Source organism: Sphingobium sp. Ant17 (assembly GCF_000588875.1).
GTDB lineage: Bacteria > Pseudomonadota > Alphaproteobacteria > Sphingomonadales > Sphingomonadaceae > Sphingobium.
This window is the reverse complement of the sequence record NZ_JEMV01000008.1, coordinates 22,477-46,230: the sequence shown is the minus strand read 5'-3', so window position 1 is coordinate 46,230 and position 23,754 is coordinate 22,477. Positions and strand designations below refer to the sequence as shown.

Sequence of the window (23,754 nt, the reverse complement as noted above, 5' to 3'; positions counted from 1 at the left end):
TCCTAAACTTCGTCATTCCCGTGAAAGCGGGAACCCATCTCCCACACCATCCTAAGGCGCGATGCCCGGAGATGGCTCCCCGCCTTCGCGGGGATGACGGGCCTTAGTTAAAGCGGAATATTGTCATGCTTCTTCCACGGATTCTCCAGCGCCTTGTTGCGCAGTTTCCGCAGGCCCAGCGCGATCCGCTTGCGCGTCGAATGCGGCTGGATCACCTCGTCGATGAAGCCCTTTGACGCGGCCACAAACGGGTTAGCGAAGCGCGCTTCATATTCCGCTGTCCGTTCGGCAATCTCGTCCGCCGTACGCCCGCGGAAGATGATTTCCACCGCCCCCTTGGCTCCCATCACCGCGATCTCCGCCGTCGGCCAGGCGTAGTTCAAATCGCCGCGCAGATGCTTGGACGCCATCACGTCATAGGCGCCGCCATAGGCCTTGCGGGTGATGATGGTGATCTTGGGCACGGTCGCTTCGGCATAGGCGAACAGCAGTTTCGCGCCATGTTTGATGATGCCGTTATGCTCCTGCGCGGTCCCCGGCAGGAAGCCCGGCACGTCAACCAACGTCACGATCGGTATCTCGAACGCATCGCAGAAACGCACGAAGCGCCCGGCTTTCTTGGACGAGTTGATGTCCAGCACGCCCGCCAGCACGAAGGGCTGGTTGGCGACGATGCCAATCGTCCGCCCCTCGACCCGGCCAAAACCGCAGAGGATGTTACCTGCGTGCGATGGTTGCACCTCGAAGAAATCGCCTTCGTCCACGATCTTGCGGATGAGTTCGTGCATATCATAGGGCTGGTTCGCGTTGGCCGGGATCAGCGTGTCGAGGCTCGGCTCGATCCGGTCCCACGGGTCCGCGCTCGGCCGCTCCGGCGCCGGCTCCTTGTTCGACGCGGGCAGGAAGTCCACGAAATCACGCACTGCCAGCAGCGCCTCGATATCATTCTCGAACGCCACGTCCGCGACGCCCGACTTGGTCGTATGCGTCACCGCGCCGCCCAGTTCTTCCTGGGTCACGACCTCGTTCGTCACCGTCTTGACCACGTCCGGGCCGGTCACGAACATGAAACTGCTATCCTTCACCATGAAGATGAAGTCGGTCATGGCAGGCGAATAGACCGCGCCGCCCGCGCACGGCCCCATGATCACGCTGATCTGCGGCACCACACCCGACGCCAGCACATTGCGCTGGAAAATCTCGGCATAACCGGCGAGCGACGCCACGCCCTCCTGAATCCGCGCACCGCCGCTATCGTTCAGGCCGATGACAGGAGCGCCGACCTTCAGCGCCATGTCCATGATCTTGCAGATTTTCATCGCGTGCCGTTCGGACACCGCGCCGCCATAGACGGTGAAGTCCTGACTGAACACGAACACCAGCCGACCGTTGATCGTGCCCGATCCGGTGACCACGCCATCGCCGGGGATATGCGCTTCATCCATGCCGAAATCGACGCAATTATGCTCGACATACATGTCGAGCTCTTCAAAACTATCCTCGTCCAGCAACACCTCGATCCGCTCGCGCGCGGTCAGCTTGCCTTTGCCATGCTGGGCATCGATGCGTCGCTGCCCCCCGCCCATGCGCGCGCCTTCGCGCTTGGCTTCAAGCTGTTCGATAATGGCGAGCTTCGACATAGGCATATCTCTCCGGTCAGTGCGCGGACGGCTTATAGCGGCTCTGTCCCAAGCTTTGCGATTTTTCGCAAATGTAAATTTGCTAATTTGCAAATCACGACTTCGCAAATTAGGAATGGGCATATCAAAACCTCCGTTCGTCCCGAGTAGCCGCTGAGCTTGTCGAAGCGGCGTATCGAAGGACAGCCAGTGCAGTGCGATCCCTTCGATACGGGCCTTCGACTTCGCTAAGTCCCTACTCAGGGCGAACGGTGCAGGGTGGGCATAGGGAACTCCAATATGGCACGCGGCAATCGTATCTTTGCAGGACCACGGCTGCGCCAGTTGCGCCTCGACCATCGCATGGATCAGGCAACGATGGCGCAAGCGCTGGGCATCTCCGTGTCTTACCTATCCCAGATGGAAAATGACGACCGGCCGCTGACGGCCAAGGTCAAGGCGGCGCTGGCCAATGCCTTTCCGACCGACTGGGCCAGTTTCGACGCGCGGGAGGATGAGCAGATGCTGGGCGCCTTCACCTTCGCGCTCAGCCATCCCGAACTGCCCGGCGTCGCGCTGGAGCCGGAGCGGATCGAGAAATTGCATCTTCAATTCCCGGAGTTTGCGGCGCGCTATCTCGACCTCTATAACGCGCATCTGCGGGCCAACGAGCGCATCAACATGATCGAAGAAGCGATCGCCAACGACAGCACGGTGCAGGCGAGGCTGCCGTGGGAAGCGGCGCGCGACTGGTTTCATGAAGCGGGCAATTATGTCCACAGCATCGATTGCCTGGCAGAGGATATGGCCGCCAGCTTCACCGCCGGGCATATTCTGGAGAAGGGAGCTCTGGACGAAGGCATGCTGGTTGAAGCACTGGCACGGCGGCATGGCATCGAAACGCTGATCGCGGATACGCCCGACAGCGCGCTGCGATCCTATACCAGCAGCACCAAGCGGCTGTTCGTCAATGCGGCGCTGCCGACCGAGAGCCGCAAATTCATGCTGGCACACCAGCTCATGATGCTGGAGGGTCAGGCCGTGATCGCCGATGTTGTGAGCAAGGCAGGATTGCCCGTGACTGGGGCAGACCGGCTGCTGGCCATAGGCCTTGGCAATTATGCGGCGGGCGCGCTGCTCATGCCCTATGCCGCTTTCCGCGAGGCTGCCCGCACGATGCGCCACGATATAGACCGGCTCGCCCGCACCTTCGGCGTCAGCTTCGAGCAGGCCTGCCATCGGCTTTCGACGCTCCAGCGGCCGGGGCTGCGCGGCATCCCTTTCTTTTTCTGCCGGGTCGACATGGCGGGCAACATCACCAAACGGCACAGCGCCACCCGCTTGCAATTCGCGCGGTTTGGCGGGGCCTGCCCCTTGTGGAACGTGCATGAGGCAGTGGCGATTCCTGACCGGATCAACGTGCAACTGGGCGAAACGCCCGATGGCGTGCGGTACGTCTCCATGGCCAAGGGGCTGGTAAAGCCATCGGGCAGCTATAGCCGGACGCCGCGCCGCTTTGCCGTGGTGCTGGGGTGCGAGACGGCCCATGCGGCGAACTTCGTCTATGCCGATGGCCTGCAACTGGACGTCGAGGGCGCAGCGACGCCGATCGGCATCACCTGTCGCCTCTGTTCGCGCCAAAGCTGCGACCAGCGCGCCTTTCCGCCCGCCGATCGGCCGATCCATGTCGACCCGGACAATCGGCAGATCGTGCCCTACTGGATTGGCTGAATGATAGCGTTAGGGCTTGGTCCCCTGGCCGTCGTGCAATTTGGCCCACAAGCCCGCCGTACCCGCTTCCTGCGCCTTCATCGTGAACTGGGCGGCGACCAGCCAGCCCTTGATCGGGCGCATAGGTAAAATGGTGGTCAGGATCAGCACCGGCACGCCAACGGCCAGATGCACCCACACGCCCGGCCGCGCCATGATTTCGAGCATGATGATGAAGATGACGCCGGGCACGCAGGCGAATAATTGCACGAACACGGCCGGGCCGTCGGCAGGGTCCGCAAAGCTGTAGTTAAGGCCACAGACTTCGCAATGCTCGCGCATGGTCAGGAAGCCGTTGAAGATATGTCCCTCGCCACAACGAGGACAACGGCCGAATGCGCCCGTCTCATGCGCCGGGCGCTTGGGCCATTGGCGGCCGGTCTCGTCAACCCAATGGGCCTGGCTTTGCATGTCTGTCATGACGCTCCATGTGGCGCGTGCGAAGCGCATTGCAATTGGCCCTTTTGTCCTACCGCTTTGCGGGCCACTGGCCAAGGGGCGCACAAGGCGCTATCGCGCGCGCAATCCTTCCGATCTTCAAAGGCAGTCAAATGGGTTTTCGTTGTGGTATCGTCGGCCTTCCCAATGTGGGCAAGTCCACCCTGTTCAATGCACTGACCGAGACGCAGGCGGCGCAGGCGGCGAATTATCCCTTCTGCACGATCGAGCCGAACGAGGGGCGTGTCGCGGTGCCTGACCCACGCTTGGAGACGATCGCGAAGATCGGCGGATCGGCCAAGATCATCGAAACGCAGCTGGCGTTCGTAGACATTGCGGGTCTGGTGCGTGGCGCGTCCAAGGGCGAAGGGCTGGGCAACCAGTTCCTGGCGAATATCCGCGAGACCGACGCGATCGTCCATGTGCTGCGCTGCTTCGAGGACGACGACATCACCCATGTCGAAAACAAAGTCGATCCGATCGCCGATGCCGAGACGGTCGAGACGGAATTGATGCTGGCCGACCTCGAAAGCCTGGAAAAGCGCGTCCCCAACCTGTTGAAAAAGGGTGCGCAGGGCGACAAGGAAGCCAAGGCGGCCGCTGCCGTTCTGGGTCAGGCGCTAGACCTGCTGCGCGATGGCAAGCCCGCACGCCTGACGGTGCCACGCGACGAAGAAGAAGCGCGGCTGTTCGCGCAGGCGCAATTGCTGACCGCCAAGCCCGTTCTCTATGTCTGCAATGTCGAGGAAGACAGCGCGTCGAGCGGCAACGCCCATTCGGCGCGCGTGTTCGAAAAAGCGGCGGCAGAAAATGCCAAGGCCGTGATCGTGTCCGCCGCCATCGAAGCCGAACTCGTCACCATGCCGGTCGAGGAACGGGCCGAATATCTCGAAGCTCTGGGCCTCGCCGAAGCGGGTCTCGCGCGCATCATCCGGGCGGGCTATGAACTGCTCGGCCTCATCACCTTCTTCACCGTTGGCCCGAAGGAAGCGCGCGCCTGGACCGTGGCGCGCGGATCGAAGGCCCCGCAGGCGGCGGGCGCGATCCATACCGATTTCGAAAAGGGCTTCATCCGCGCCGAAACCATGGCCTTTGACGATTATGTCCAGTTTAAGGGCGAAGCCGGGGCCAAGGAAGCGGGCAAATGGCGGTCGGAAGGCAAGGACTATGTCACGCAGGATGGCGACATCATGCTGTTCCGCTTCAACGTCTGACCTTTGGTGCTGCGCCCCGGCCAATCGCCTGCGCAGCGCAAGGCCGCCTTCCCGCCCAGCGTCGATGCGGACACCCGGCTGTTGATTCTGGGCAGCCTGCCCGGCGATGCATCGATCCGGCAGGGGGAATATTATGCCCATCGCGGCAACGCCTTCTGGATGCTGATGGGCGATGTGCTGGACGAGGATTTGCGCGGCCAACCCTATGCCATGCGGCTCAAGCGATTGCGAGCGCGGAGCGTCGGCCTATGGGATGTGATCGAAAGCGCGCAGCGTGAGGGAAGCCTGGACGGGGCCATTCGCGCTCCGGAAGTCCGCGATCTGGGGGCGTTCGTCGCCCGGCTGCCGTCGCTTGCGGCGATCGGCTTCAACGGCAAGACCGCAGCCACGCAAGGGCGGCGGCAGTTGGGCGACCGGCCGGGCCTGACGCTGATCGACCTCCCCTCGTCCAGCGGCGCCTATGCCAGCCTATCGCGCGCGCAAAAGGCCGAGCGCTGGGCCGCCCTGCGGTCGTGGATTGCCCCACCTGCCGCTTAGTGTCACTTTACCGTCATAGCATCCCTGCTAAGCGCCATGCTTCAAAAGCCCCTAATCATAGAGTCGCCATGATCCCCCGTTCGATAGCCGTTGCCCTTTGCCTCACCCTGTCCGGGGCGCTGGGAGCCTGCGCTTCGGTCGAACAACGTCCGCCCGTCGCTGCGCAGGCTGAAGTGCGCGCGCCGATCACCATATTGGTGTCGATCGATGGTTTTCGCCCGGATTATCTGGAACGGGGCGTGACGCCTGTTCTATCAGCCTGGCAGCAGGCGGCGTCGAAGCGCCCATGCGCCCCTCCTTTCCTACCAAGACCTTCCCCAATCACTGGACCGTCGTGACCGGCAAGCGGCCCGACAATAATGGCATCGTCGCCAACAGCATGGAGGACGTTACCCGCCCCGATGAACGCTTCACCATGGCGAGCGATGATCCCTATTGGTGGAATGAGGCGGAGCCAATCTGGGTGACGGCGGAAAAGGCCGGAGTGCGGACGGCGACCATGTTCTGGCCCGGCTCGAACGTAGCCTGGGGTAGCACGCGGATGCAGCAATGGCCCTATACGCTCGACGGTGGCACCCGGCCGAGCGACTGGGCGCAGTTCAATCAGCAGGTCAGTGGCACCCAGCGCGTCAACATGGTGCTGGACGTCCTTCGCCGCCCGGCCGCCATCCGCCCGCGCTTCGTCACCCTCTATTTCGACATCGTTGATACGGCCGGTCATATTTATGGACCGGATGCACCGGAAACCGCGCGCGCGGCAACAGAGGTGGACGGCCATATTCGTGACCTGATCGACGGTCTGAAGACTATGGGGCAGCCCGCCGATCTCGTCATCCTGTCCGATCACGGCATGGCCGCCAGCGCCAGCGACCGGGTGGTGATATTGGACAAGATCGCTGATCCGGCCGATTATCGCGTTGTCGAATCCGGTCCTTATGCCACGCTGGCGGCACAGCCGGGACGCGAAAAGGCGCTGGAAGCCGCTCTGCTCAAGCCCCACGCCCATATGCAATGCTGGCGCAAGGAAGCCATGCCCGCCCGTTTCCATTATGGCACCCATCGGCGCATCCCGCCCTATTTCTGCCTGGGCGAAACCGGGTGGGAGATTCAGCCGACCACGCCGACCTACGCCATAACCGGCGGCAGCCATGGCTGGGACGATCAGGCACCGGAAATGCGCGCATTGTTCATCGCGCACGGCCCGGCCTTCGCGGCAGGCAACAAGCCGAAGCGCGATTTCGCCAATGTCGATGTCTATCCCCTGCTCGCGCGCCTGATCGGCATCGCGCCGGTGCCCGGTGACGGTGATCCGGCCGCGCTTGCCCCCATCCTCGCACACTGACATCCCTTCAGGACATTTGCCATGCTGACCCGCCGCCAGATATTGACCGCCGCCGCCACTGCACCCGCCATCGGCGCGCCCGCTTTGCTGAAGGCGCAAAGCTGGTATGCGGGCTATCCGTTTTCGCTGGGAGTGACCTCGGGCGACCCGGCGGCCGATGGCTTTGTCATCTGGACCAAGCTGGCGCCCCGCCCGTTCGAGCCGCATGGCGGGATGCCGACGGTGCCGCTGCCGGTGAAGTGGGAAGTGGCCAGCGACGATCGCTTCAAGACCATCGTGGCGTCTGGCGAAGCGACCGCACGGCCCGAACTCGCCCATAGCGTTCATGTCGAGGTGGCAGGATTGCAGCCTGACCGGCCCTATTGGTATCGCTTCGCCCTGGCAGGCGACCAGTCCCCGCGCGGCCGGGCACGGACGTTGCCGCTCGCCTCAGCCAGTCCCAAGGCGTTGAAATTCGGCGTGGCCGGGTGTCAGAATTATGAGGACGGCCTGTTCACCGCCTTCCGCCATCTGGCGCGCGAGGATGACCTGAATTTCGTCTATCATTATGGCGACTTCATCTACGAATATAAGAAGCGCGGACCGAACTATGACAAGGATGGGCTGCCGGAGGCGCAGGTGCGCCAGCATATCGGCCAGGATTGCATCGACATTGTCGATTATCGGCTGCGTTATGCCCAATATCTAAGCGATTACGACCTGCAGGCAGCACGCGCCAAGCACACATGGTTCCCGACGTTCGACGATCATGAGATCGAGAATAATTGGGTTCAGGATATCGCCGGCAAGGGCACCGCCTCGCCCGAAATCTTCCGCCTACGCCGCCAGGCCGGGTTGCAGGCCTGGTATGAATTTATGCCGGTGCGCGCGGCGATGATGCCGCGCAACGGCCTCATCACCAACGCCTATCGCGAAGCGCGGTTCGGCGATCTGCTGTCTATCGACTTTCTCGACACCCGCTCCTTCCGCACCGATCAGCCGTGCGACGATGGGTTCAAACCCTATTGCCCCGGCATCGACGATAGCAAGGCGATGGTCATTTCCGCCGAGGAAGAAAGCTGGCTGGTCCGCAACATGACGCGCGGCCAGACGAAGTGGAATTGCGTGGCGCAGCAGATCATGATGATGTCGCTCGACCGCCGCCGCTATGCTGACGAGACCCAGAAAATCTACAATATCGACACCTGGGCCGCCTATACGGCGCAGCGCAACCGGCTGCTCGCAAAGATGCGCGGGCTCGACAATGTCGTGGTGCTGACCGGCGACGAGCATCAGAATTTTGCGGGACTGCTGGACAATGGCGATAAGACCGTGGCGGTCGAGTTCGTGTCCACCTCCATCTCGTCGGGTGGCGACGGGTCGAACCTGCGCACCGGCAGCGACATCATGCTGAAGAATAACGCGGAGCTCAAATTCATCAATGATCAGCGCGGCTATCTGGTCTGCGAAGTGACCCCGGATGCCTGGACGACGCAGGCGCGCGTGATGGATCAGGTGTCGACGCCGGGCGGCGCGATCAGCACGCGCGCGACCATGACCGTCCCGCGCGGGCAACCCTCGCTCCAGATCAGCTGACATTGACGTAAACGTAAGGCGTGGTAGAAGCGCATCCGTTGCAAAAGGATAGGCGTGGCGATGGATGACATTCTCTATTTCGAGGACATTGAAATCGGCGACAGCTTCGCCTTCGGGCCGCTGACGGTCAGCCGCGAGGAAACGATCGCCTTCGCCACCGAGTTCGACGCCCAGCCTTTCCACCTGTCCGACGAGGCAGCGGCGACCACCCATTTCGCCACCTTGTCGGCCAGCGGGTGGCACACCACCGCGCTGTTCATGAAGATGTTCGTGACCGAGATGCAGAAGAATCCGGGGCGACAGGCGGCGAGCCTCGGCGCGATCGGCGTCGATGAACTGCGCTGGCTCCGCCCGCTACGCCCCGACGACACGCTGCGCGGGACAAGCGAAGTGATCGACAAGAAAGCCTCGCAAAGCCGCCCGGAAATGGGGATCGTGCGCAGCAAGGTGACGATCCTCAACCAGGACGATCAGCCCGTGCTGACCATGATCCCGATCGCCATGTGGCGCACAAGGCCGGTGTGATTGCGGACTGACTTCTTCGGATCACTTTCTGCCAAATAGCTTCTCGATATCGCCATGACCCAGCTTCACCCAAGTCGGCCTTCCATGGTTGCACTGGCCCGATCGCGGCGTCACTTCCATCTCTCTGAGCAGCGCGTTCATTTCCGCGACGCTCAGCACGCGGCCAGCGCGGACCGATCCGTGGCAGGCCATTGTTGCGGCGACGAGGTCGAGCCGTTCTTTCAGCGACAAAGCGCTGTCATAGGCGGCGAGGTCATCGGCGAGGTCGGTGACCAGTCCCTGCACGTCCGACTGGCCCAGCATCGCCGGGACCGCGCGGACCAGCATCGCCGAAGGGCCAAAGCGCTCCAGTTCCAGTCCGAAGTCGCGCAGTTCCGCCGCACGGCCTTCCAGACGGTCGCAGGCTGGTTCTTCCAGTTCCACAACTTCGGGCAGCAACAGCGCCTGGCTGGCAACCCCCTGCCCTTCCATTGCCCGGCGCATCCGTTCCAGCGTCAGCCGCTCATGCGCGGCATGCTGATCGACGATAACGAGGCCATCCTCCGCCTCCGCGACAATATAGGTGCGAGCGACCTGGCCGCGCGCAACGCCGAGCGGGAAGCTCTGCCCTTCAGGCGCCGGGGCAGCGGCCGGTTCGGCGCGGGCTTGGGGTGGCGGGGTCAGGAAACTCGACCGTCGGTCGCCGAAGGAGGATGAAGCCAGGGGATTATAGTTGACCGAAGCCGCCTCGAAGATCGGCATCGCGCCGATCGGTGTCGGCGACACCGGCTCGGCACGCCAGGCGGATAATGCGGCAGGATCGGCGTTCTGGACGGCACGAAAGCCCTCCGCATCCAGCGCACGGCGCAAACCGGAAACGATCATGCCCCGGATCATCGTAGGATCGCGGAAGCGCACCTCGGTTTTGGCGGGGTGGACATTGACGTCCACGTCGAGTGGCGGCACGTCAAGGAACAAGGCGACCACGGGATGCCGATCCCGCGCCAGCATGTCGGCATAAGCCCCGCGCAGCGCGCCGATCAGCAACCGGTCCTTCACCGGCCGCCCATTGACGAACAGATATTGATGATCGCCCACGCCCCGATTGTAGGTGGGGATAGAGGCGACGCCCGACAGGCGCACGCCTTCTCGTTCCAGGCTGACGATCACATGATTATCCGCCAGCGCGCGGTCGGTCAGCGCGGCCACCCGTTCCTCCCGCGCCTCGCCCGCCTGCACGCCCAGCGTCCGGCGGCCATCATGTTCCAGCGCGAAAGCGACGGCAGGATGGGCCATGGCAAGACGGCGGATGATGTCGAGACAGGCAGCATATTCCGCCTTGGCCGAGCGCAGGAATTTGCGTCGGGCGGGCACTTTGGCGAATAGCTGCTCCACGGTGACGCGCGTGCCGGGGGGCAGCGCCGCTGGCCCTTCGGCCACCAATTGGCCATTATCGACGGTGCGGCTCCATCCGTCCGCACCCGCCACCCGGCTGTCGATTGTCAGCCGGGCGACGCTGGCGATCGAGGGCAGCGCCTCGCCCCGGAAACCCAGAGTGGCCACATTTTCAATGGCATCGTCGTCGGGCATCTTCGACGTGGCATGGCGTTCGAGCGCCAGCGCCATGTCCGCCGAATCCATGCCGCAGCCATCGTCGCTCACCTCGATCCGGTCCAGCCCGCCACCCGACAGGCGGATGGCCAGCCGAGTCGCACCCGCATCCAAAGCGTTTTCGACGATTTCCTTGAGCGCGCTGGCGGGTCTTTCGACCACCTCACCGGCAGCGATACGATTGACCAGATGTTCGGGTAGGCGGCGTATTGACATTGATTAGGGACTAGCCCAAGCGAGCGCTTTCCGCGAGCCGCGATCCCGATTTTTTTGCACTGCAAGGCGCAAGAAGCGACGGACATACAGGCAGATGGAACAGCTTTCCGACCGGTCCCCCAGTCGCGTCGTGGGGACGGCGGGCGATACAGGATAAGGCATGTCGATCTTCTCGCGTCTCTTCAAATTCTCCTCGCAGGATATGGCCATCGATTTGGGCACCGCCAATACGGTGGTCTATGTGCGCGGTCGCGGCATAGTGCTGAACGAACCATCTGTGGTGGCGGTCGAGACGCTGAACGGCGTCAAGCGGGTGAAAGCGGTGGGCGTCGATGCCAAGCTTATGATGGGCAAGACCCCGGATTCGATCGAGGCCATCCGGCCCTTACGCGACGGTGTGATCGCCGACATCGACGTCGCCGAACAGATGATCAAGCATTTCATCACCAAGGTTCATGGCGGCAAGCACAGCCCCTGGCGCGCGCCTGAAATCGTGATCTGCGTACCGTCGGGTTCGACCAGCGTCGAGCGCCGCGCCATTCGCGACGCCGCCAGCAATGCCGGCGCGCGCCAGGTGTTCCTGATCGAGGAGCCGATGGCCGCCGCGATCGGCGCCGACATGCCGGTGACCGAGCCGATCGGTTCGATGGTGGTCGATATCGGCGGCGGCACGACCGAAGTCGCCGTGCTGTCGCTGCGTGGCCTCGCCTACACCACCAGCGTCCGCGTGGGCGGCGACAAGATGGACGAAGCGATCGTCTCCTTCGTGCGCCGTCACCATAATCTGCTGATCGGCGAAGCCACGGCAGAGCGGATCAAGAAGCAATATGGCATCGCCCAGTCGCCCGCCGATGGTGTGGGTGAGACGATCCATATCAAGGGTCGCGATCTGGTGAACGGCGTGCCGAAGGAAATCTCGATCAACCAGGGTCAGATCGCCGACGCACTGGCTGAACCGATCAGCACGATCGTGGAAGGCGTGCGGATCGCGCTTGAAAATACTGCCCCCGAACTGGCGGCCGATATTGTCGATCAGGGCATCGTCCTGACCGGCGGCGGCGCGCTGCTCAAGGGGCTGGACGATGAATTGCGCGACGAAACCGGCCTGCCAGTGACGATTGCCGAAGATCCGCTGACCTGCGTCGCGATCGGCACCGGCCGCGCGATGGAGGATCCGATGTTCCGAGGCGTCTTGCAAACCGCCTGATTCAAAGGGCTTGACCGAAAGGGACGCGTAGATGGCGCGGCCACCCAGCCTACGCCCCGGAATCAACCGAAGGGCGCAATATAGCCTGTTCTTCGGCTATGTCGTGGCGATCGGCGGCGCGGCTGCGGCGCTGTTACTCATCGTTGTCGCTATATTCGATCCCACCGGTTTTGCCGGGTTGCGCGCGGTCACGGCGGAATTGACACGACCGCTCTCGTCGGGCCTGCGCAATATGGTCAGTGGCGTCAGTTCTGTGGACGAAGTGCTGGCTGCCTATTGGCGGGCCGGTTCGCAGAATGTCGCGCTGCGTCGCCAAGTCGAGGCCGATCGCAATCGCATCATCGAGGCGAAGGCGGTCGCGCAAGAAAACGCCCGGCTCAAGAAGCTGCTGCGCCTGGTCGATGCCGATCAGAGCAGCCTGTTGACCGCACGGCTCATCAGCTCTTCATCGACCAGCGCGCGTCGCTTCGCGCGCCTCAATGCCGGCCGCTGGCAAAGCGTCCGGCCTGGCATGCCAGTGCGCGCGGCCGAAGGGCTGATCGGCCGCGTCCATAGCACCACCCCCAACACTGCCGAAGTGCTGCTGCTGACCGACACCGGCAATATCGTGCCGGTGCGCCGCGCCAATGACAGCGTTCCGGCCATCTCCACCGGTGCCGGTGACGGATCGGTCGAGATCCGCGCGCTGTCCGCCGGGCGCAATCCGTTCAAGCCGGGCGACCTGCTGGTCACATCCGGCATTGGTGGCATCTATCAACCCAATATCCCGGTCGCCGTGGTCGTGCGGGTCCAGGGCGAGATCGCCTGGGGCTTCCCCCTCGCCAACCCGTCGCGCGTCGATGCGGTGGTCGTCGAACGGCCGTTCGAGGATGTCGTGACTCGCCCCGATCCCGCCGACGAAGGACTATCGACGGAGGACGCCGCACCCAGCAATATGGCCATGCCATGATCGACCGTCATCTTCGCCATGTGTCGCGCCTTGGCAAGCACCCCTCGCGCTTCCGATTGGTCGGCACACCCGTCATAACCGTGATGATCGGATCGCTGGCCAGCGCCTTGCCGCTGATCGCCCAGTCGCCGGTCATGCCGCCCTTTGGCCTGCTGCTCCTGCTGTCCTGGCGCTTGCTGCGCCCGGAATTGTGGCGGGCCTGGATCGGCCTGCCGCTCGGCCTGTTTGACGACATGGTCAGCGGCCAGCCGATCGGATCGGCCATGTTCCTGTGGACAGTTACATTGATGGTGATCGATACCGTCGAACATCGCATGGTGTGGCGCAGTTATCGGCAGGACTGGCTAATTGCGGCTATCGCTATTATCTTCTGCATCGCCACCGGTCTGTTTTTTGCGCGGATTACAGGTGGCGGCGAAGTGAGGTTGTTGTTGGTCGCGCCGCAAATGCTCTGGACGATATTATTATTTCCCTTCATCGTCCGGCAATGTGCCCGGATCGATCGCTGGCGCGTGATGGCATGAAATTTCCCTTGCTCAAGCGCAAGAGCCTGACCGAAGCCAGCCAGACCTTCACCTTTTCCCGACGGACGATGGTATTGGGCGCGATCCAGGGTGGCTTCGGTGCCATGCTGGCGGCGCGCATGGCGTGGATCAGCGTCGCGGAGAATGAAAAATATGCGATGCTGTCGGAAAGCAATCGGGTCAACCTGACGCTCATTCCGCCGCGTCGGGGTTGGATCATCGATCGCAATGGCCGTCCGCTCGCCAATAATCGCACCGATTTTCGTGTCGATCTGATCCCGCAGCGGGTGGTCGACGCCGAAGGCACGATCCGCCACTTGGCCCAATTGCTGAGCCTGGAGTCGGACGAGGTCGAGCGTATTCGCGAGGAACTCGATAAATCAGCGCGATTCCGTCCTGTCCAGGTATCCGACAAGCTGACCTATGAACAATATGCCGCCGTCAGCGTCCGCCTGCCCGACCTGCCGGGCGTAGCGCCCAGCCAGGCTTTTCGCGCTATTATCCGGCCGGATCGACGGTCGGGCATCTGCTCGGCTATGTCGGACCGGCTACGGCGGAGGATTACAAGGAACGGCGTGATCCGTTGCTGATCACCCCGGGGTTCAAGGTCGGCAAAGACGGACTGGAAAAGGCATTCGACCAGCATCTGACCGGCAAGCCCGGTGCCAAGCGGGTAGAGGTAACAGCGCGTGGCAAGATCGTGCGCGAACTCACGACACGGCCTGACACGCCGGGCAATCCGATCAAGCTGACGATCGACGCGGGTCTGCAGGAATATGCGGGCCGTCGTCTCGCGACCCAGAGCGGGTCGGTGGTGGTGATCGACTGCGCCAATGGCGACGTGCTGGCGATGGCGTCGATGCCCAGTTTCGATCCCAACAGCTTTTCCGACGGCATCAGCCAATTGGAATGGGCGATGTTGTCGCAGGACGACCATGTGCCGCTGCGCAACAAGACGTTGCAGGGGCTTTATCCCCCAGGATCGACCGTCAAACCGATGGTGGCGCTGGCACTGCTGGAGGCCGGTGTCGGGCCACAGGAGACCATTGGCTGTTCTGGTGCCATCCGGGTCGGCAACACGTTGTTTCACTGCCACAAGCGGCGTGGTCATGGTGCGGTCAATATGCGAACCGCGATCGCCCAGAGCTGCGACATCTACTTCTATCAAATGGCCCAGCGCGTCGGCATGGACCGTATCGCCGAAATGGCGCGGCGATGCGGCATGGGCCAACGCTTCGACCTGCCCTTCCCCAGCCAGAGCTACGGCACCGTGCCGGATCCGGCGTGGAAAGAGAAGAAATATAACCAGAAATGGCAAGTCTATGACACGGTGAATGCCACCATCGGTCAAGGCTATATGCTCATCAATCCACTCCAGATGGCGGTGATGGCCGCGCGGCTGGCAACGGGTAAGCAGTTGATGCCCAACTTCCTCCATGGGGCAAAACGCCCAGCCCCCGCCTCGGTCGGCGCCTCGGACGAGCATCTGGCGGTGATCCGCGATGCCATGAGCGCGGTGGTGAATGGCGGTGGCACCGGGGGGGCCGCACGAATGGCCATTCCCGACGTGTTGATCGCCGGCAAGACCGGCACCGCACAGGTTCGGCGCATCACGATGGCGGAGCGCAGGGGCGGCGTGCGGCGCGATGCATCACTCGCCTTCAAGCTGCGCGATCATGCCCTGTTCCAGGGTTTCGCGCCATTCGATAATCCGCGCTACGCCGTCGCCTGCATCATCGAACATGGCGGCCATATGATCCGCAACGAGGATGCCCCGATGATCGCAAGCGATACCCTCTCCTATTTGTTCGACCCCAAAAAGGCGACGGAGAAGCTGGAAACGCTGGAAAAAGGCTGGGGCGGCACGCCGACCGAGCGGCAGGCGGGTCAGATGGCAGCCTTCCGCCTCGCGCGCGCAATCGAAAAGGGTGAAGTCCCGCCCCCTGCCGCTGCCAATGGCAGCGATGCCGCGGAACCCGATAATGGGGCAGCAGCCCCCGCCCCGCCTGCGAGCAACGAGAGCGACGCATTATGAGCCTCGTGCCGCAACCGCTGACCCAGTTTCCTTGGCGCGTTATGGCCTTGCTGCTCGCTATCGCCACTTTTGGTACGCTGGTGCTCTACAGCGCGGCGGACGGCAATATCTTCCCTTGGGCAGTCAACCAGACAGTGCGATTCTGCGTCTTCTCCGCCATGGCGCTGGTGCTCAGCCGCATTCCGGTCGAGATGTTTTCGCGTTTCGCGTTTCCAGCCTATGGGGGCGTGTTGGTCGCCCTGGTCCTGGTCGAACTGATCGGCGGGGTCAGGGGCGGTAGCCAGCGCTGGATCAACCTGGGCTTCATGCTGCTCCAGCCTTCTGAATTCATGAAGCCGATCATCGTGCTCGCCGTCGCGCAATTTTACGCGATGTTGCCAGTCGGTGAGATACGCCGGTGGAACGCGATCTGGCCGGCCCTGCTGCTGATCGGCCTGCCCTGGTCGATGGTGCTCATCCAGCCCGATCTGGGCACCGCTACGATGATCCTGGCCGGCGGCGTGACCGTCATGTTCCTCGCCGGACTGCCGCTGCGCCTGTTCGTGGGTGCAGGGCTTACACTCGCCGCCATCGTCCCGATCGCCTTCAGCTTCTTGCACGACTATCAGCAAAAACGCGTCCTGATCTTCATGGACCCCGAGAGCGATCCGCTGGGTGCCGGCTATCATATCAGCCAGTCGAAGATCGCGATCGGGTCTGGCGGCATCTGGGGCAAAGGCTTCCTTCAGGGTTCGCAGAGCCATCTCGACTATCTGCCCGAAGGTCATACCGATTTCGTCTTCGCCACCATGGCGGAGGAATGGGGGCTGGTCGGCGGCATCGTGCTGATCGGCGCCTTCATGCTGCTCTTCCGCTGGGGCCTGCGGGTGGCGATGCGGACGCCCGACAAATTTGCGCGCCTCGTCGCGGCGGGTCTGACCACGACGATTTTCTTCTACGTCGCAATCAACCTTATGATGGTGATGGGTCTGGCACCCGTAGTGGGCATTCCTCTACCCTTCATGTCCTACGGCGGGTCGTCGATGCTGACGGTCATGTTGTGCGTGGGCATCATCATGGCGATCGACCGCAGCAACAGGCGCAGCAGCGGCCATAGAAACTGGACCTGATAGGCACCCCAACGCTGGGGCAATGTCACATCGCTGCAACTTTTTGCGCTGCAATGCAATTTAGGGTTTGCGAATCCGGCTGACGCTGCTAATTGCCCGCCCACGCCAACGGACACTGGCTCTTCTAGACAGTCCGATGCCGGTGTGGACGCATAGCTCAGTTGGTAGAGCAGCTGACTCTTAATCAGCGGGTCCTTGGTTCGAGCCCAAGTGCGTCCACCATATTTTCAATGAAATCAACCACTTAGAGATAGGTTCAGGTTTCCATTTTGGCTCCTGACACCCGGGTGTCACTATGGGTGCCATATGGGTGTCACCGGAACGGTGATCATTGGTGGATGAGGATGGTCAAGGACGGAGCCGAGATTCGATTGTGCCGACCTACTTTCGCCTCCGTGCGAGGAATGCGCGCAGACTATCGGTTGGGACGAGGGTCGATCTACCGACCTTGATGGTCTCAATCTCTCCCGAAGCAATCATCTCGTATAGCGTCGATTTGCCGATACCCAACATTTGGGCCGCAAGGGGTATGCGGACGGCCAATGGCTCTACGGATTGGGCCATTCTCTCGATATTCAGTTTTTTCACAAATGCCTGCCTGCCGACATGATGTCGAAAATCAGTGTTGGTAAGATCATGGCTCGACTGCCCGGAACGTGTTTGGCCCGTAGCGACGTCGCAGATGCCCTGCTACTGCAAGCGCGTAGCGTCGTTGTCGCCAGGTCGTTGGACTGTGATAGGCTCCAACCGCCCGCCAAAAATCACCCGTGACGGCCAACCCCGACAGGAAAATCCACCGGGCAGCCTGTACGTTGAAGCACGGATCGTTGATCAACCAGGCACGTACCTGTGCGGGCGAACGCTGAGAAAGCGTAGCAAGTCTTGGCACCCAGAAGCTATTGACTTGTAGCGGCCCAAGATCGTGACTGCCGTTGCTGTTCGGAACCTCAGCACCGATCCATCCGGCCTCCTGATCACGCAGACCCCAGAGCGTTTTTTCGAGCCATGATCTGCCCGCCGACGCGAATTGAATACATCGGGCGATCTCACGTTCCCCGGTGGCAGACCTGACCGGACGAGAGTCCGCTACAGCTGAACCGGATAGTAGGACGAGGCCCGCTACGAGCGCCGGCAAGGCATAGGGGCCCGGCCGCCAGCGAGGGCGCGAAATGGGGAGTCTCATATGCGCTTCCCCCTGACCAAGACGGGTTCATCGCGAATGAGGGCAAGAAGCTGGTCACCAGATATGATCTGGATATGAGGATGACGATTAAGCAGCGTTCGGGTCGATGGTCCGGTTCGTCCAGTGTGAATGAAAAGCCCCGGCATACTCTTTGCGGCACATAGCTGCGCGAACGCATCAACATGTTCGGGCCGTATCGTATCTGTGTAGCGCTTTGCCTGGGCGAGCCAGACCCAACCGCAGATTCTTACCTTCCCATCAATACCTCCATCGCCGGTGTAGCGCTGGTTTCGGACCACTTCGATCGCGCGACGCTCAAAACATTCCAGAAGCAGTTCCTCGAAAGCCAAGGGATCCATGCGGCGCAACCGGGCGAAAACAACTGCCGGAGGCTGGGATCGATCGCGGCCCTGCAATTGCCGGCACATGATGCGTGCCTGTCGACGTCGCCATCTGTGTTTGACCGGAATGCGGAAACCACGAAGGAACCAGAAAAGGAGCACAGCCCCGACGACAACAAGCCATATGGCCCCATCAGCGATCATGACCGCCTCCGTGATCCTGGGAAGGAGCATGGGCAGGTTCGGGAGCCGGCTGGGGCGCCGTCGCGGCGGCGCGCCCATCGTCCCGGTCATCGCCTCGATGGGAACTTCGGTCGAGTAGGGATACGACCCACCGGTCCATGAAGGACGCAGCCGACAACGCGCGATCGGCGATGCGCTCAGCCAAGCCACTGGGCTTTGCACTCTCTGCAGATTCACGTTGCGCCGCCGGCTTGTCCTTACGCTCCTCGCGGTCGGCGCGTTGTTCGTCGCGGAGTCTGTCCCAGCGATCGGCGTGGCGGGCCGACCGGCCCTTCACACTGTCCCGTTCGATCCGCCCCAAGCCCTGTAGCGAGGAGGTTTTTTCGCCCGAGCGCTGTTTCAGCTTTTCGACCAGCCGCCTCCGGTTCTCCGTCCAGAGCTTCGCGCCAAACCTCGCGCGGGTGATGGCCGTGTAGTAATTCTGGCCGGTGACCAGCGGTGAGTTCACCGGAGCGAGAACATAGACCCGATCGTAAGTCTTGGACTGCGCGGAATAAACGGTTTCGCCATAGCCATGGTCCCAGTTCTTGTGCCGGGACAGGTCGATCTCCTGGATCCTGCCGTCCCGATCCCAACGAATCGTGGCGAGCGTGCCGTCGAGGCGCTCCACGGTGCCGCGCTCGGCATTCTTGAGGTCGAGGTCCCGGTTAGCCAGACGCCACTGGATCCGGTCGCCGGCGGCAAGTTCGCGATTCTCTTCCCTGAACACATTGATCTGGGAGGCCCGACCCAGGCGAGGGTCCCACTGGATGGTCCGGCCATTCTCATCCATCAGGACGATTGTCTGGCGCCCACGCGCGTCGCGTCCGATGCCGATCACCTTGTATTCTGCGTCGCGGGCGATCCCGAGGTTGGCATTGTCGCGGGAGAACACCACGACCTGACCCCGGGAATAGAAACGCGCGAAATGTTTCTCCTGGTCGGTCATCCCCGAGGGCGAAAGGATCGAAAGCCGGGCTTCTTCGGCCGCGATGGCGCCTTCGGTCTTCAGCGTCTCACGGACCTTGGTGTTGACGATCAGACGGCTCGCGTTATCGAGCACGAGGATATTGGTCTTCGCGCGCTGTTCGGGACTGAGCCTTGTCCAGTCGGCGACCAGCCACTCCGCAAGCTTCTCGGTGTTCTCTCCGGTTGTTACGGCCTCAAGCGCCTTTAGGGAGCCCTCATAGTTCTGGAGACGGGCCAGCCGGACGGCCTGCATGATCCTCTCGTCCTGCTGACGGACTGGATCCTTCAGCTCCGCCGTTGGCATTCCCAAGCGCATCATCAGCCAGAAGGGCTTGCCCTGCTCGATCGCTCCCGTTTGCCGCGTGTCTCCAAGCAGGATGAGGCGGGCTCCGGTGGTTCGGCTGATATCGAGCAGCCGGGTCGCTTGGCGGTTGCCAAGCTGGCCAGCCTCGTCAATCACCAGGACATGGCTGTCGCCGAGCTTTGCTCCGCCGGTGGCAAGCAGACTTGCGACGGTGCGCGACTCGATATTGGCCTTTTGACCCAGCTCAGCGGCCGCCGACGAGGTGGGAGCGAGTGCGATCAGGGTCGCGTCTTCCCCGACCGCCTCGCGCAATGCGCCTATAATCGTCGATTTGCCGGAGCCGGCAACGCCGTGCACGGCGACAACCCTGTGGTGGGTAGTTCCTACATGCAGAAGCGCCGTTCTTTGCTCGGGCTTGAGATTGCGGGCGATGCCGGCGTCACGGAGGGCTTCGACCGTCGCGAGGGGCCGCGCATCATTGAGGGCAAGCGCAAGATGATCCGACAAGGCCAGCTCCAGGCGGGCCGTCTTTCGGGTAGTGCGTCCGCGCGTATGGATTTCGTCACCAGTGCGATGCCGGGTCTCCAACAATTTCGCGCGCGCCTGATGTTCCTCCGCGACGGGGTGGATGTCGGAGAGTCGAACCTCGCCCACATGGGAGGCTAAAGCCGTCTGCAGTAACCGTCCGAGGTTGTTGACCGCCTCCTTGCCCTCGGATTGTCGGATACCGAACAGCATCGCTCGCGCCGCCGTTTGAGGTTCGACGTCGAGCTTGCGCTCCCCGACCTCCTCTGCGGTCGTCCTGGTCTTTTTTACCGCCTCGGCATGGAGACCAAGCCGGACATCCCATTTCTGATGCAGGTCTTCCAGCGACACCTTCTGCTTGGGACCGCGCGTGAGGTAGAAGGCCTGTTGCCGCGCCGCCTGCCCGGTCAGGCCATGTTCCTTCGCGTGCGCGTCGATCTGCTCGGCGCGCTGGGACATGTCGGTGATCAAATCCTTGCGGACGCCCTTGATTTCGAAGAGGCCGCGCCGGGGATCGAACTCGACTTCATAGCCAAGCTCCTTGAGGAGGTGCGCCAGTTCGTTCCGATAGATCTGTCCCGCAGCCATCTGCTCGGCAAACATCACTCGCGTTTCGAGGCTGACCTTCAGGGAGCCGTCACGCTCGTCGGTGATGTTCATGACGACGACATGGGTATGGAGATGAGGGTCAAGCTCGCGCGACGCATGCTCCGTGAAGCGCGCGTAGATCAGCCGCCCGGTCGTTTTCTCGGTGACCTCACCGTTGACGCGGTGGCGCATCGTTGCGTGCTCCTCGAGATAGGAGAGCGCGACGCCGACCGCCTCTTCATGCGCCTGGACAATCCGGTCATCGCCGGCCACAAGCGCCATGATCGACACGGACTTGGGCGCGTTGACCGCGAAGTCCCAGCCGGGATGATGCTGAATTTCGCCGTTTGAGCGGCGGCGCCCCAGTTGCTGGTCGTCAACGTTGCCGGCTAGCAATTCCTTGAAAACGGCTGGATCGACCTTGCCTTCGAGGCCGAGTTCGGCGGCAACCTTGCCACCCCATTCGGAATGCTCGTCGGTGCCTTTCGTATAATAGTCTCCCACAGTGTAATATCTGGCGATGTTGGCGGGCTTCCCCTTGAGGCGGATCGGGTTGATCATGCCGGCCTCGCCGCGTTGCGGGCGCCGCCATGGCGGCCGTGCTGACTCAGGCGAAATCCCGCGGGCTTGCCGAACAATTCAAGTGGCGGCGTAGAGGATGCAGGCTCCTCCCCCCGGTGCGGATCGGACGGGGGCGCGGGTTCGGCCCTTGAGGTGTCGTCCGGCGCCTCCTCTTCCCCCGGCGGAGGTGTCAGAGGCAGTTCGGCTTTGGGGGCTTTGGGTTCGGGCCGGCGCCGTTTTGTAGTACCTGTCTTCGCTTTGCCTGCTCCGCTGGCGTCGCCGGAGTTGGGGGCATCGGCGGAACCGTAACGGCCAATCGTATGGGTGGCGTCCCGCGCTCCTCGAATGCCTCGGCGACAGAAACGACCTTGTTATAGCCGTCCTCGAACCGGACCACGGGAAGGTTACGCCCAAACCGCAGATAGCCCATCAGGTTTGGCAGATTGGTGACCTCGGTATGCATTACCAGTGGTCGCGTCACCTGCATGCGCGAGAGGTTCACGCCGTCGCGCATATCGTTCACGCCGTAGGACATGCCCTCATTGGCTTCGACCTGTTCGACCTGGCCGAGGTTCTCGCTGACATGCTTCGCCGTCGGGGTGTCGTTTGCCCTGAGCGCTACCCAGGTCGAACAATACCCGGTGATCGCTGCGGCATCCTGGATGCCGTAGGTTGCCTCGAGCTGAGGATAGCTCTGGAAGCCGAGGATACCGCAGCCGCCATATTTCCGGGCGCGGGCGAGGAAGTCCCCCAGCGACGGCAGACGCTGGAGGGTCGGTAGCTCGTCGATGACGCAATAAAGGCGTCGATTGCGATCGGGCGTCATACTCATGATCGCGCTGATGGCGATGTCGAGCCACACCGTGATCAGGGGGCGGAGCGAGGGAAGCTGATCCGCCTTCACCGTGATGAAGAGCCAGCTGTCGTCCCTTTCGTTGGCAACCCAGTCGCGGATCGAGAACCCATCGGCGGTATCGTCGAGATAGGAGAAGCTCCGCATGACGGAGGCGAGCTCGGCCTGGATTCCGGCACTGGTCCGCTCGCCCTCGGTCGAGATGAATGCAGCCGCATCGGTACCGGCGGCAAAGGCGGCGAGGTCCTTCAATTTGGAGCGCAGCAGCGTATCGAGCAGGATCGACACAAGGGTGCGTTCCTGACGCGCAAGCTCCGCAGGACGGCGACTAGCGTGCCGCGCGCAGCCTTCGCCCAGAAGGGGTCGCCAGCCTTGTCGGGTATCGTGGACTCGGCGATCTGGTCGTAATGATAGTCCCGCGGGACATCGACCCAGGGTGACCAGCAGTCCGCCCTGGCGTCGAGCGGATTGAGCAGCACGTCGATCCCGGGACGATAGAATTTCTCCACGAAGGTGCCGGCCGTGTCATAGACGATGGCGCGGCGCTTCCGCTTCCGGATGCCGTCGAGCATCTTGACGATGATGTTGGTTTTCCCCGTGCCGGGAGCGCCGCAGATCAGGATGTGCTCGGGCTCGAAGGCGTCGGGCACATTGACGCCGCCGATCTCGAAGCTGCCCTTGGCGTGACGCCAAAGCGCCCGGCGGACCTGCCGCACCGTGCCGAATCGCGCCCCGCGCAGGAACTGGTTGGAGCCGAGCCCCCTTCCCGTCCGGGTGAAATAGAACCAGGCCCACGCCAGCATGGCGAGGGCGAACAGACCGGCAAGGGCGGCGCCGTGGATCAGGTAGGTCTCGAAGGCGGCAAGCGTCTTATTGGCGAGACCGGAATCCAGAAGTGCCTTGGGGCTGGTCCAGTACTGCTTACCCTCAGGAGTCTTGAACAGAATTGGAGTGACGTTGCCTGGAACGGCGTCTCCCATGAAGGCGGCCTGGCCGAGCTTCAGAAGGACGAAGCGCTCATATTCGGATGACTTCTCGAGCGCATACCAGATGGTGCCGCCGATCCAGATAACGAGCCCTGCAAGGACGGTCTGGTAGAAGACCTGGGTAGTCATCCGGACGTTATGGACGATCGCCTGTCCGCCCCGAGTCCAGGAGCCGAGCGTGTCGTGGCGGAAGATGCTCATGGCCGATCCTGCTCGGGATCGAGCAGTCCCCTTTCGCGGAGGAGCCGGCGCGCTTCGCCCAGGCCCTTCTGGAGGATGTCAGGCGATCGTTCGCCTACCGACGTGGCAAGGATGGCGAAGGCCTGGATGGCCGTCGCATGAAGCTCGTCGAAGCGAGCGTGATAACCCGAAGGGTCGCTTCCTTCGAAGCGTTCGAGGATGTCGCGACAATAGGTCGCTGCCCCGAGACCGGCATTGCGCGCCTGGACAGTAAGGCGCGCATAGAGGTCATCGTCTATGCGGATAGTAATGCGTGCCAAGCGGCGGACTCCTTGTCCGGCACGCCAGCAACGTGGTGAAGCGAGGCTGTTATACTCGATTTACGCCGTGAT

Annotated in this window: 16 protein-coding genes, 1 tRNA gene and 3 pseudogenes; 12 read left to right on the top strand and 8 right to left on the bottom strand. The window is 62.5% G+C overall.

Annotated elements, in window-relative coordinates; all coding sequences use genetic code 11:
• Positions 1-107: 107 nt before the first annotated feature.
• The gene (locus tag BF95_RS05555) at positions 108-1,640 is read right to left on the bottom strand and encodes an acyl-CoA carboxylase subunit beta (protein ID WP_043149897.1); all 1,533 of its coding nucleotides are present in this window, start codon (positions 1,638-1,640) and stop codon (positions 108-110) included.
• A 279-nt stretch (positions 1,641-1,919) separates the two neighbouring features.
• On the opposite strand from BF95_RS05555, the gene BF95_RS05550 reads away from it, so the two are divergent.
• A complete protein-coding gene (locus BF95_RS05550) occupies positions 1,920-3,350 on the top strand; it encodes a helix-turn-helix domain-containing protein (RefSeq protein ID WP_043149896.1) in 1,431 nt (476 codons plus the stop codon).
• A gap of 9 nt (positions 3,351-3,359) precedes the next feature.
• Here the strand turns inward: BF95_RS05550 and BF95_RS05545 are convergent, their stop codons facing one another.
• Positions 3,360-3,800 carry a DUF983 domain-containing protein gene (locus tag BF95_RS05545; RefSeq protein ID WP_043150002.1) on the bottom strand — a complete coding sequence of 147 codons (441 nt, stop codon included), beginning with the start codon at positions 3,798-3,800 and terminating at the stop codon, positions 3,360-3,362.
• 140 nt (positions 3,801-3,940) lie between these two features.
• Here BF95_RS05545 and ychF point away from each other — a divergent pair, with 140 nt between their 5' ends.
• From ychF to BF95_RS05520, 5 genes and pseudogenes are all read left to right on the top strand, one after another.
• A complete protein-coding gene (gene ychF, locus BF95_RS05540) occupies positions 3,941-5,041 on the top strand; it encodes a redox-regulated ATPase YchF (RefSeq protein ID WP_043150000.1) in 1,101 nt (366 codons plus the stop codon).
• A gap of 6 nt (positions 5,042-5,047) precedes the next feature.
• Positions 5,048-5,578 (top strand): DNA-deoxyinosine glycosylase, encoded by a 531-nt coding sequence (locus tag BF95_RS05535; protein ID WP_043149998.1) that lies wholly within the window; start codon positions 5,048-5,050, stop codon positions 5,576-5,578.
• 68 nt (positions 5,579-5,646) lie between these two features.
• Positions 5,647-6,920 (top strand): annotated as a pseudogene (locus tag BF95_RS05530) (alkaline phosphatase family protein).
• Positions 6,921-6,941: 21 nt separating this feature from the next.
• Complete coding sequence (locus BF95_RS05525; RefSeq protein ID WP_043149894.1) at positions 6,942-8,495, top strand: alkaline phosphatase D family protein; 1,554 nt, start codon at positions 6,942-6,944, stop codon at positions 8,493-8,495.
• Between the two features lie 60 nt (positions 8,496-8,555).
• Positions 8,556-9,020 (top strand): MaoC family dehydratase, encoded by a 465-nt coding sequence (locus BF95_RS05520; RefSeq protein WP_043149893.1) that lies wholly within the window; start codon positions 8,556-8,558, stop codon positions 9,018-9,020.
• Between the two features lie 21 nt (positions 9,021-9,041).
• On the opposite strand, the gene mutL is transcribed toward BF95_RS05520, so the two are convergent.
• Complete coding sequence (gene mutL, locus BF95_RS05515; protein ID WP_043149892.1) at positions 9,042-10,826, bottom strand: DNA mismatch repair endonuclease MutL; 1,785 nt, start codon at positions 10,824-10,826, stop codon at positions 9,042-9,044.
• Between the two features lie 160 nt (positions 10,827-10,986).
• Between mutL and BF95_RS05510 the strand changes: the two genes are divergently transcribed.
• From BF95_RS05510 to BF95_RS05485, 6 genes and pseudogenes are all read left to right on the top strand, one after another.
• On the top strand, positions 10,987-12,033 hold the full coding sequence (locus BF95_RS05510; protein WP_043149890.1) for a rod shape-determining protein: 1,047 nt from the start codon (positions 10,987-10,989) through the stop codon (positions 12,031-12,033).
• 31 nt (positions 12,034-12,064) lie between these two features.
• The gene (gene mreC / locus BF95_RS05505; protein ID WP_043149889.1) at positions 12,065-12,982 is read left to right on the top strand and encodes a rod shape-determining protein MreC; all 918 of its coding nucleotides are present in this window, start codon (positions 12,065-12,067) and stop codon (positions 12,980-12,982) included.
• The gene (gene mreD / locus BF95_RS05500; RefSeq protein ID WP_043149887.1) at positions 12,979-13,506 is read left to right on the top strand and encodes a rod shape-determining protein MreD; all 528 of its coding nucleotides are present in this window, start codon (positions 12,979-12,981) and stop codon (positions 13,504-13,506) included. The genes mreC and mreD overlap by 4 nt, the downstream gene beginning before the upstream one ends.
• Positions 13,503-15,541, top strand: a pseudogene (mrdA, locus tag BF95_RS05495) (penicillin-binding protein 2). Before mreD ends, mrdA begins: the two are co-directional and overlap by 4 nt.
• On the top strand, positions 15,538-16,650 hold the full coding sequence (gene rodA / locus BF95_RS05490; RefSeq protein ID WP_043149886.1) for a rod shape-determining protein RodA: 1,113 nt from the start codon (positions 15,538-15,540) through the stop codon (positions 16,648-16,650). Before mrdA ends, rodA begins: the two are co-directional and overlap by 4 nt.
• Before the next feature lie 146 nt (positions 16,651-16,796).
• Positions 16,797-16,872 (top strand) — tRNA-Lys (locus BF95_RS05485).
• Positions 16,873-17,031: 159 nt separating this feature from the next.
• Here the strand turns inward: BF95_RS05485 and BF95_RS28780 are convergent.
• The 5 genes and pseudogenes from BF95_RS28780 to BF95_RS05460 all read right to left on the bottom strand — a co-directional run bounded on the left by BF95_RS28780 (position 17,032) and on the right by BF95_RS05460 (position 23,682).
• A complete protein-coding gene (locus BF95_RS28780) occupies positions 17,032-17,163 on the bottom strand; it encodes a helix-turn-helix domain-containing protein (protein WP_268747147.1) in 132 nt (43 codons plus the stop codon).
• A gap of 666 nt (positions 17,164-17,829) precedes the next feature.
• On the bottom strand, positions 17,830-18,378 hold the full coding sequence (locus BF95_RS05475) for a restriction endonuclease (protein WP_043149883.1): 549 nt from the start codon (positions 18,376-18,378) through the stop codon (positions 17,830-17,832).
• On the bottom strand, positions 18,368-21,343 hold the full coding sequence (mobF, locus tag BF95_RS05470) for a MobF family relaxase (RefSeq protein ID WP_043149882.1): 2,976 nt from the start codon (positions 21,341-21,343) through the stop codon (positions 18,368-18,370). Before mobF ends, BF95_RS05475 begins: the two co-directional genes overlap by 11 nt.
• Positions 21,340-23,383, bottom strand: a pseudogene (locus BF95_RS05465) (type IV secretion system DNA-binding domain-containing protein). The gene mobF and the pseudogene BF95_RS05465 overlap by 4 nt, the downstream one beginning before the upstream one ends.
• The gene (locus BF95_RS05460; protein ID WP_043149881.1) at positions 23,380-23,682 is read right to left on the bottom strand and encodes a hypothetical protein; all 303 of its coding nucleotides are present in this window, start codon (positions 23,680-23,682) and stop codon (positions 23,380-23,382) included. The pseudogene BF95_RS05465 and the gene BF95_RS05460 overlap by 4 nt, the downstream one beginning before the upstream one ends.
• Positions 23,683-23,754 lie beyond the last annotated feature (72 nt).

Coding starts and splice junctions, on each gene's coding strand:
- BF95_RS28780 (WP_268747147.1), bottom strand. CDS start 17,163: ATGTTGGGTATCGGCAAATCGACGCTATACGAGATGATTGCTTCGGGA.
- BF95_RS05545 (WP_043150002.1), bottom strand. CDS start 3,800: ATGCAAAGCCAGGCCCATTGGGTTGACGAGACCGGCCGCCAATGGCCC.
- BF95_RS05510 (WP_043149890.1), top strand. CDS start 10,987: ATGTCGATCTTCTCGCGTCTCTTCAAATTCTCCTCGCAGGATATGGCC.
- BF95_RS05475 (WP_043149883.1), bottom strand. CDS start 18,378: ATGATCGCTGATGGGGCCATATGGCTTGTTGTCGTCGGGGCTGTGCTC.
- mreD (WP_043149887.1), top strand. CDS start 12,979: ATGATCGACCGTCATCTTCGCCATGTGTCGCGCCTTGGCAAGCACCCC.
- mobF (WP_043149882.1), bottom strand. CDS start 21,343: ATGATCAACCCGATCCGCCTCAAGGGGAAGCCCGCCAACATCGCCAGA.
- rodA (WP_043149886.1), top strand. CDS start 15,538: ATGAGCCTCGTGCCGCAACCGCTGACCCAGTTTCCTTGGCGCGTTATG.
- ychF (WP_043150000.1), top strand. CDS start 3,941: ATGGGTTTTCGTTGTGGTATCGTCGGCCTTCCCAATGTGGGCAAGTCC.
- BF95_RS05520 (WP_043149893.1), top strand. CDS start 8,556: ATGGATGACATTCTCTATTTCGAGGACATTGAAATCGGCGACAGCTTC.
- BF95_RS05555 (WP_043149897.1), bottom strand. CDS start 1,640: ATGTCGAAGCTCGCCATTATCGAACAGCTTGAAGCCAAGCGCGAAGGC.
- BF95_RS05525 (WP_043149894.1), top strand. CDS start 6,942: ATGCTGACCCGCCGCCAGATATTGACCGCCGCCGCCACTGCACCCGCC.
- mreC (WP_043149889.1), top strand. CDS start 12,065: ATGGCGCGGCCACCCAGCCTACGCCCCGGAATCAACCGAAGGGCGCAA.
- mutL (WP_043149892.1), bottom strand. CDS start 10,826: ATGTCAATACGCCGCCTACCCGAACATCTGGTCAATCGTATCGCTGCC.
- BF95_RS05550 (WP_043149896.1), top strand. CDS start 1,920: ATGGCACGCGGCAATCGTATCTTTGCAGGACCACGGCTGCGCCAGTTG.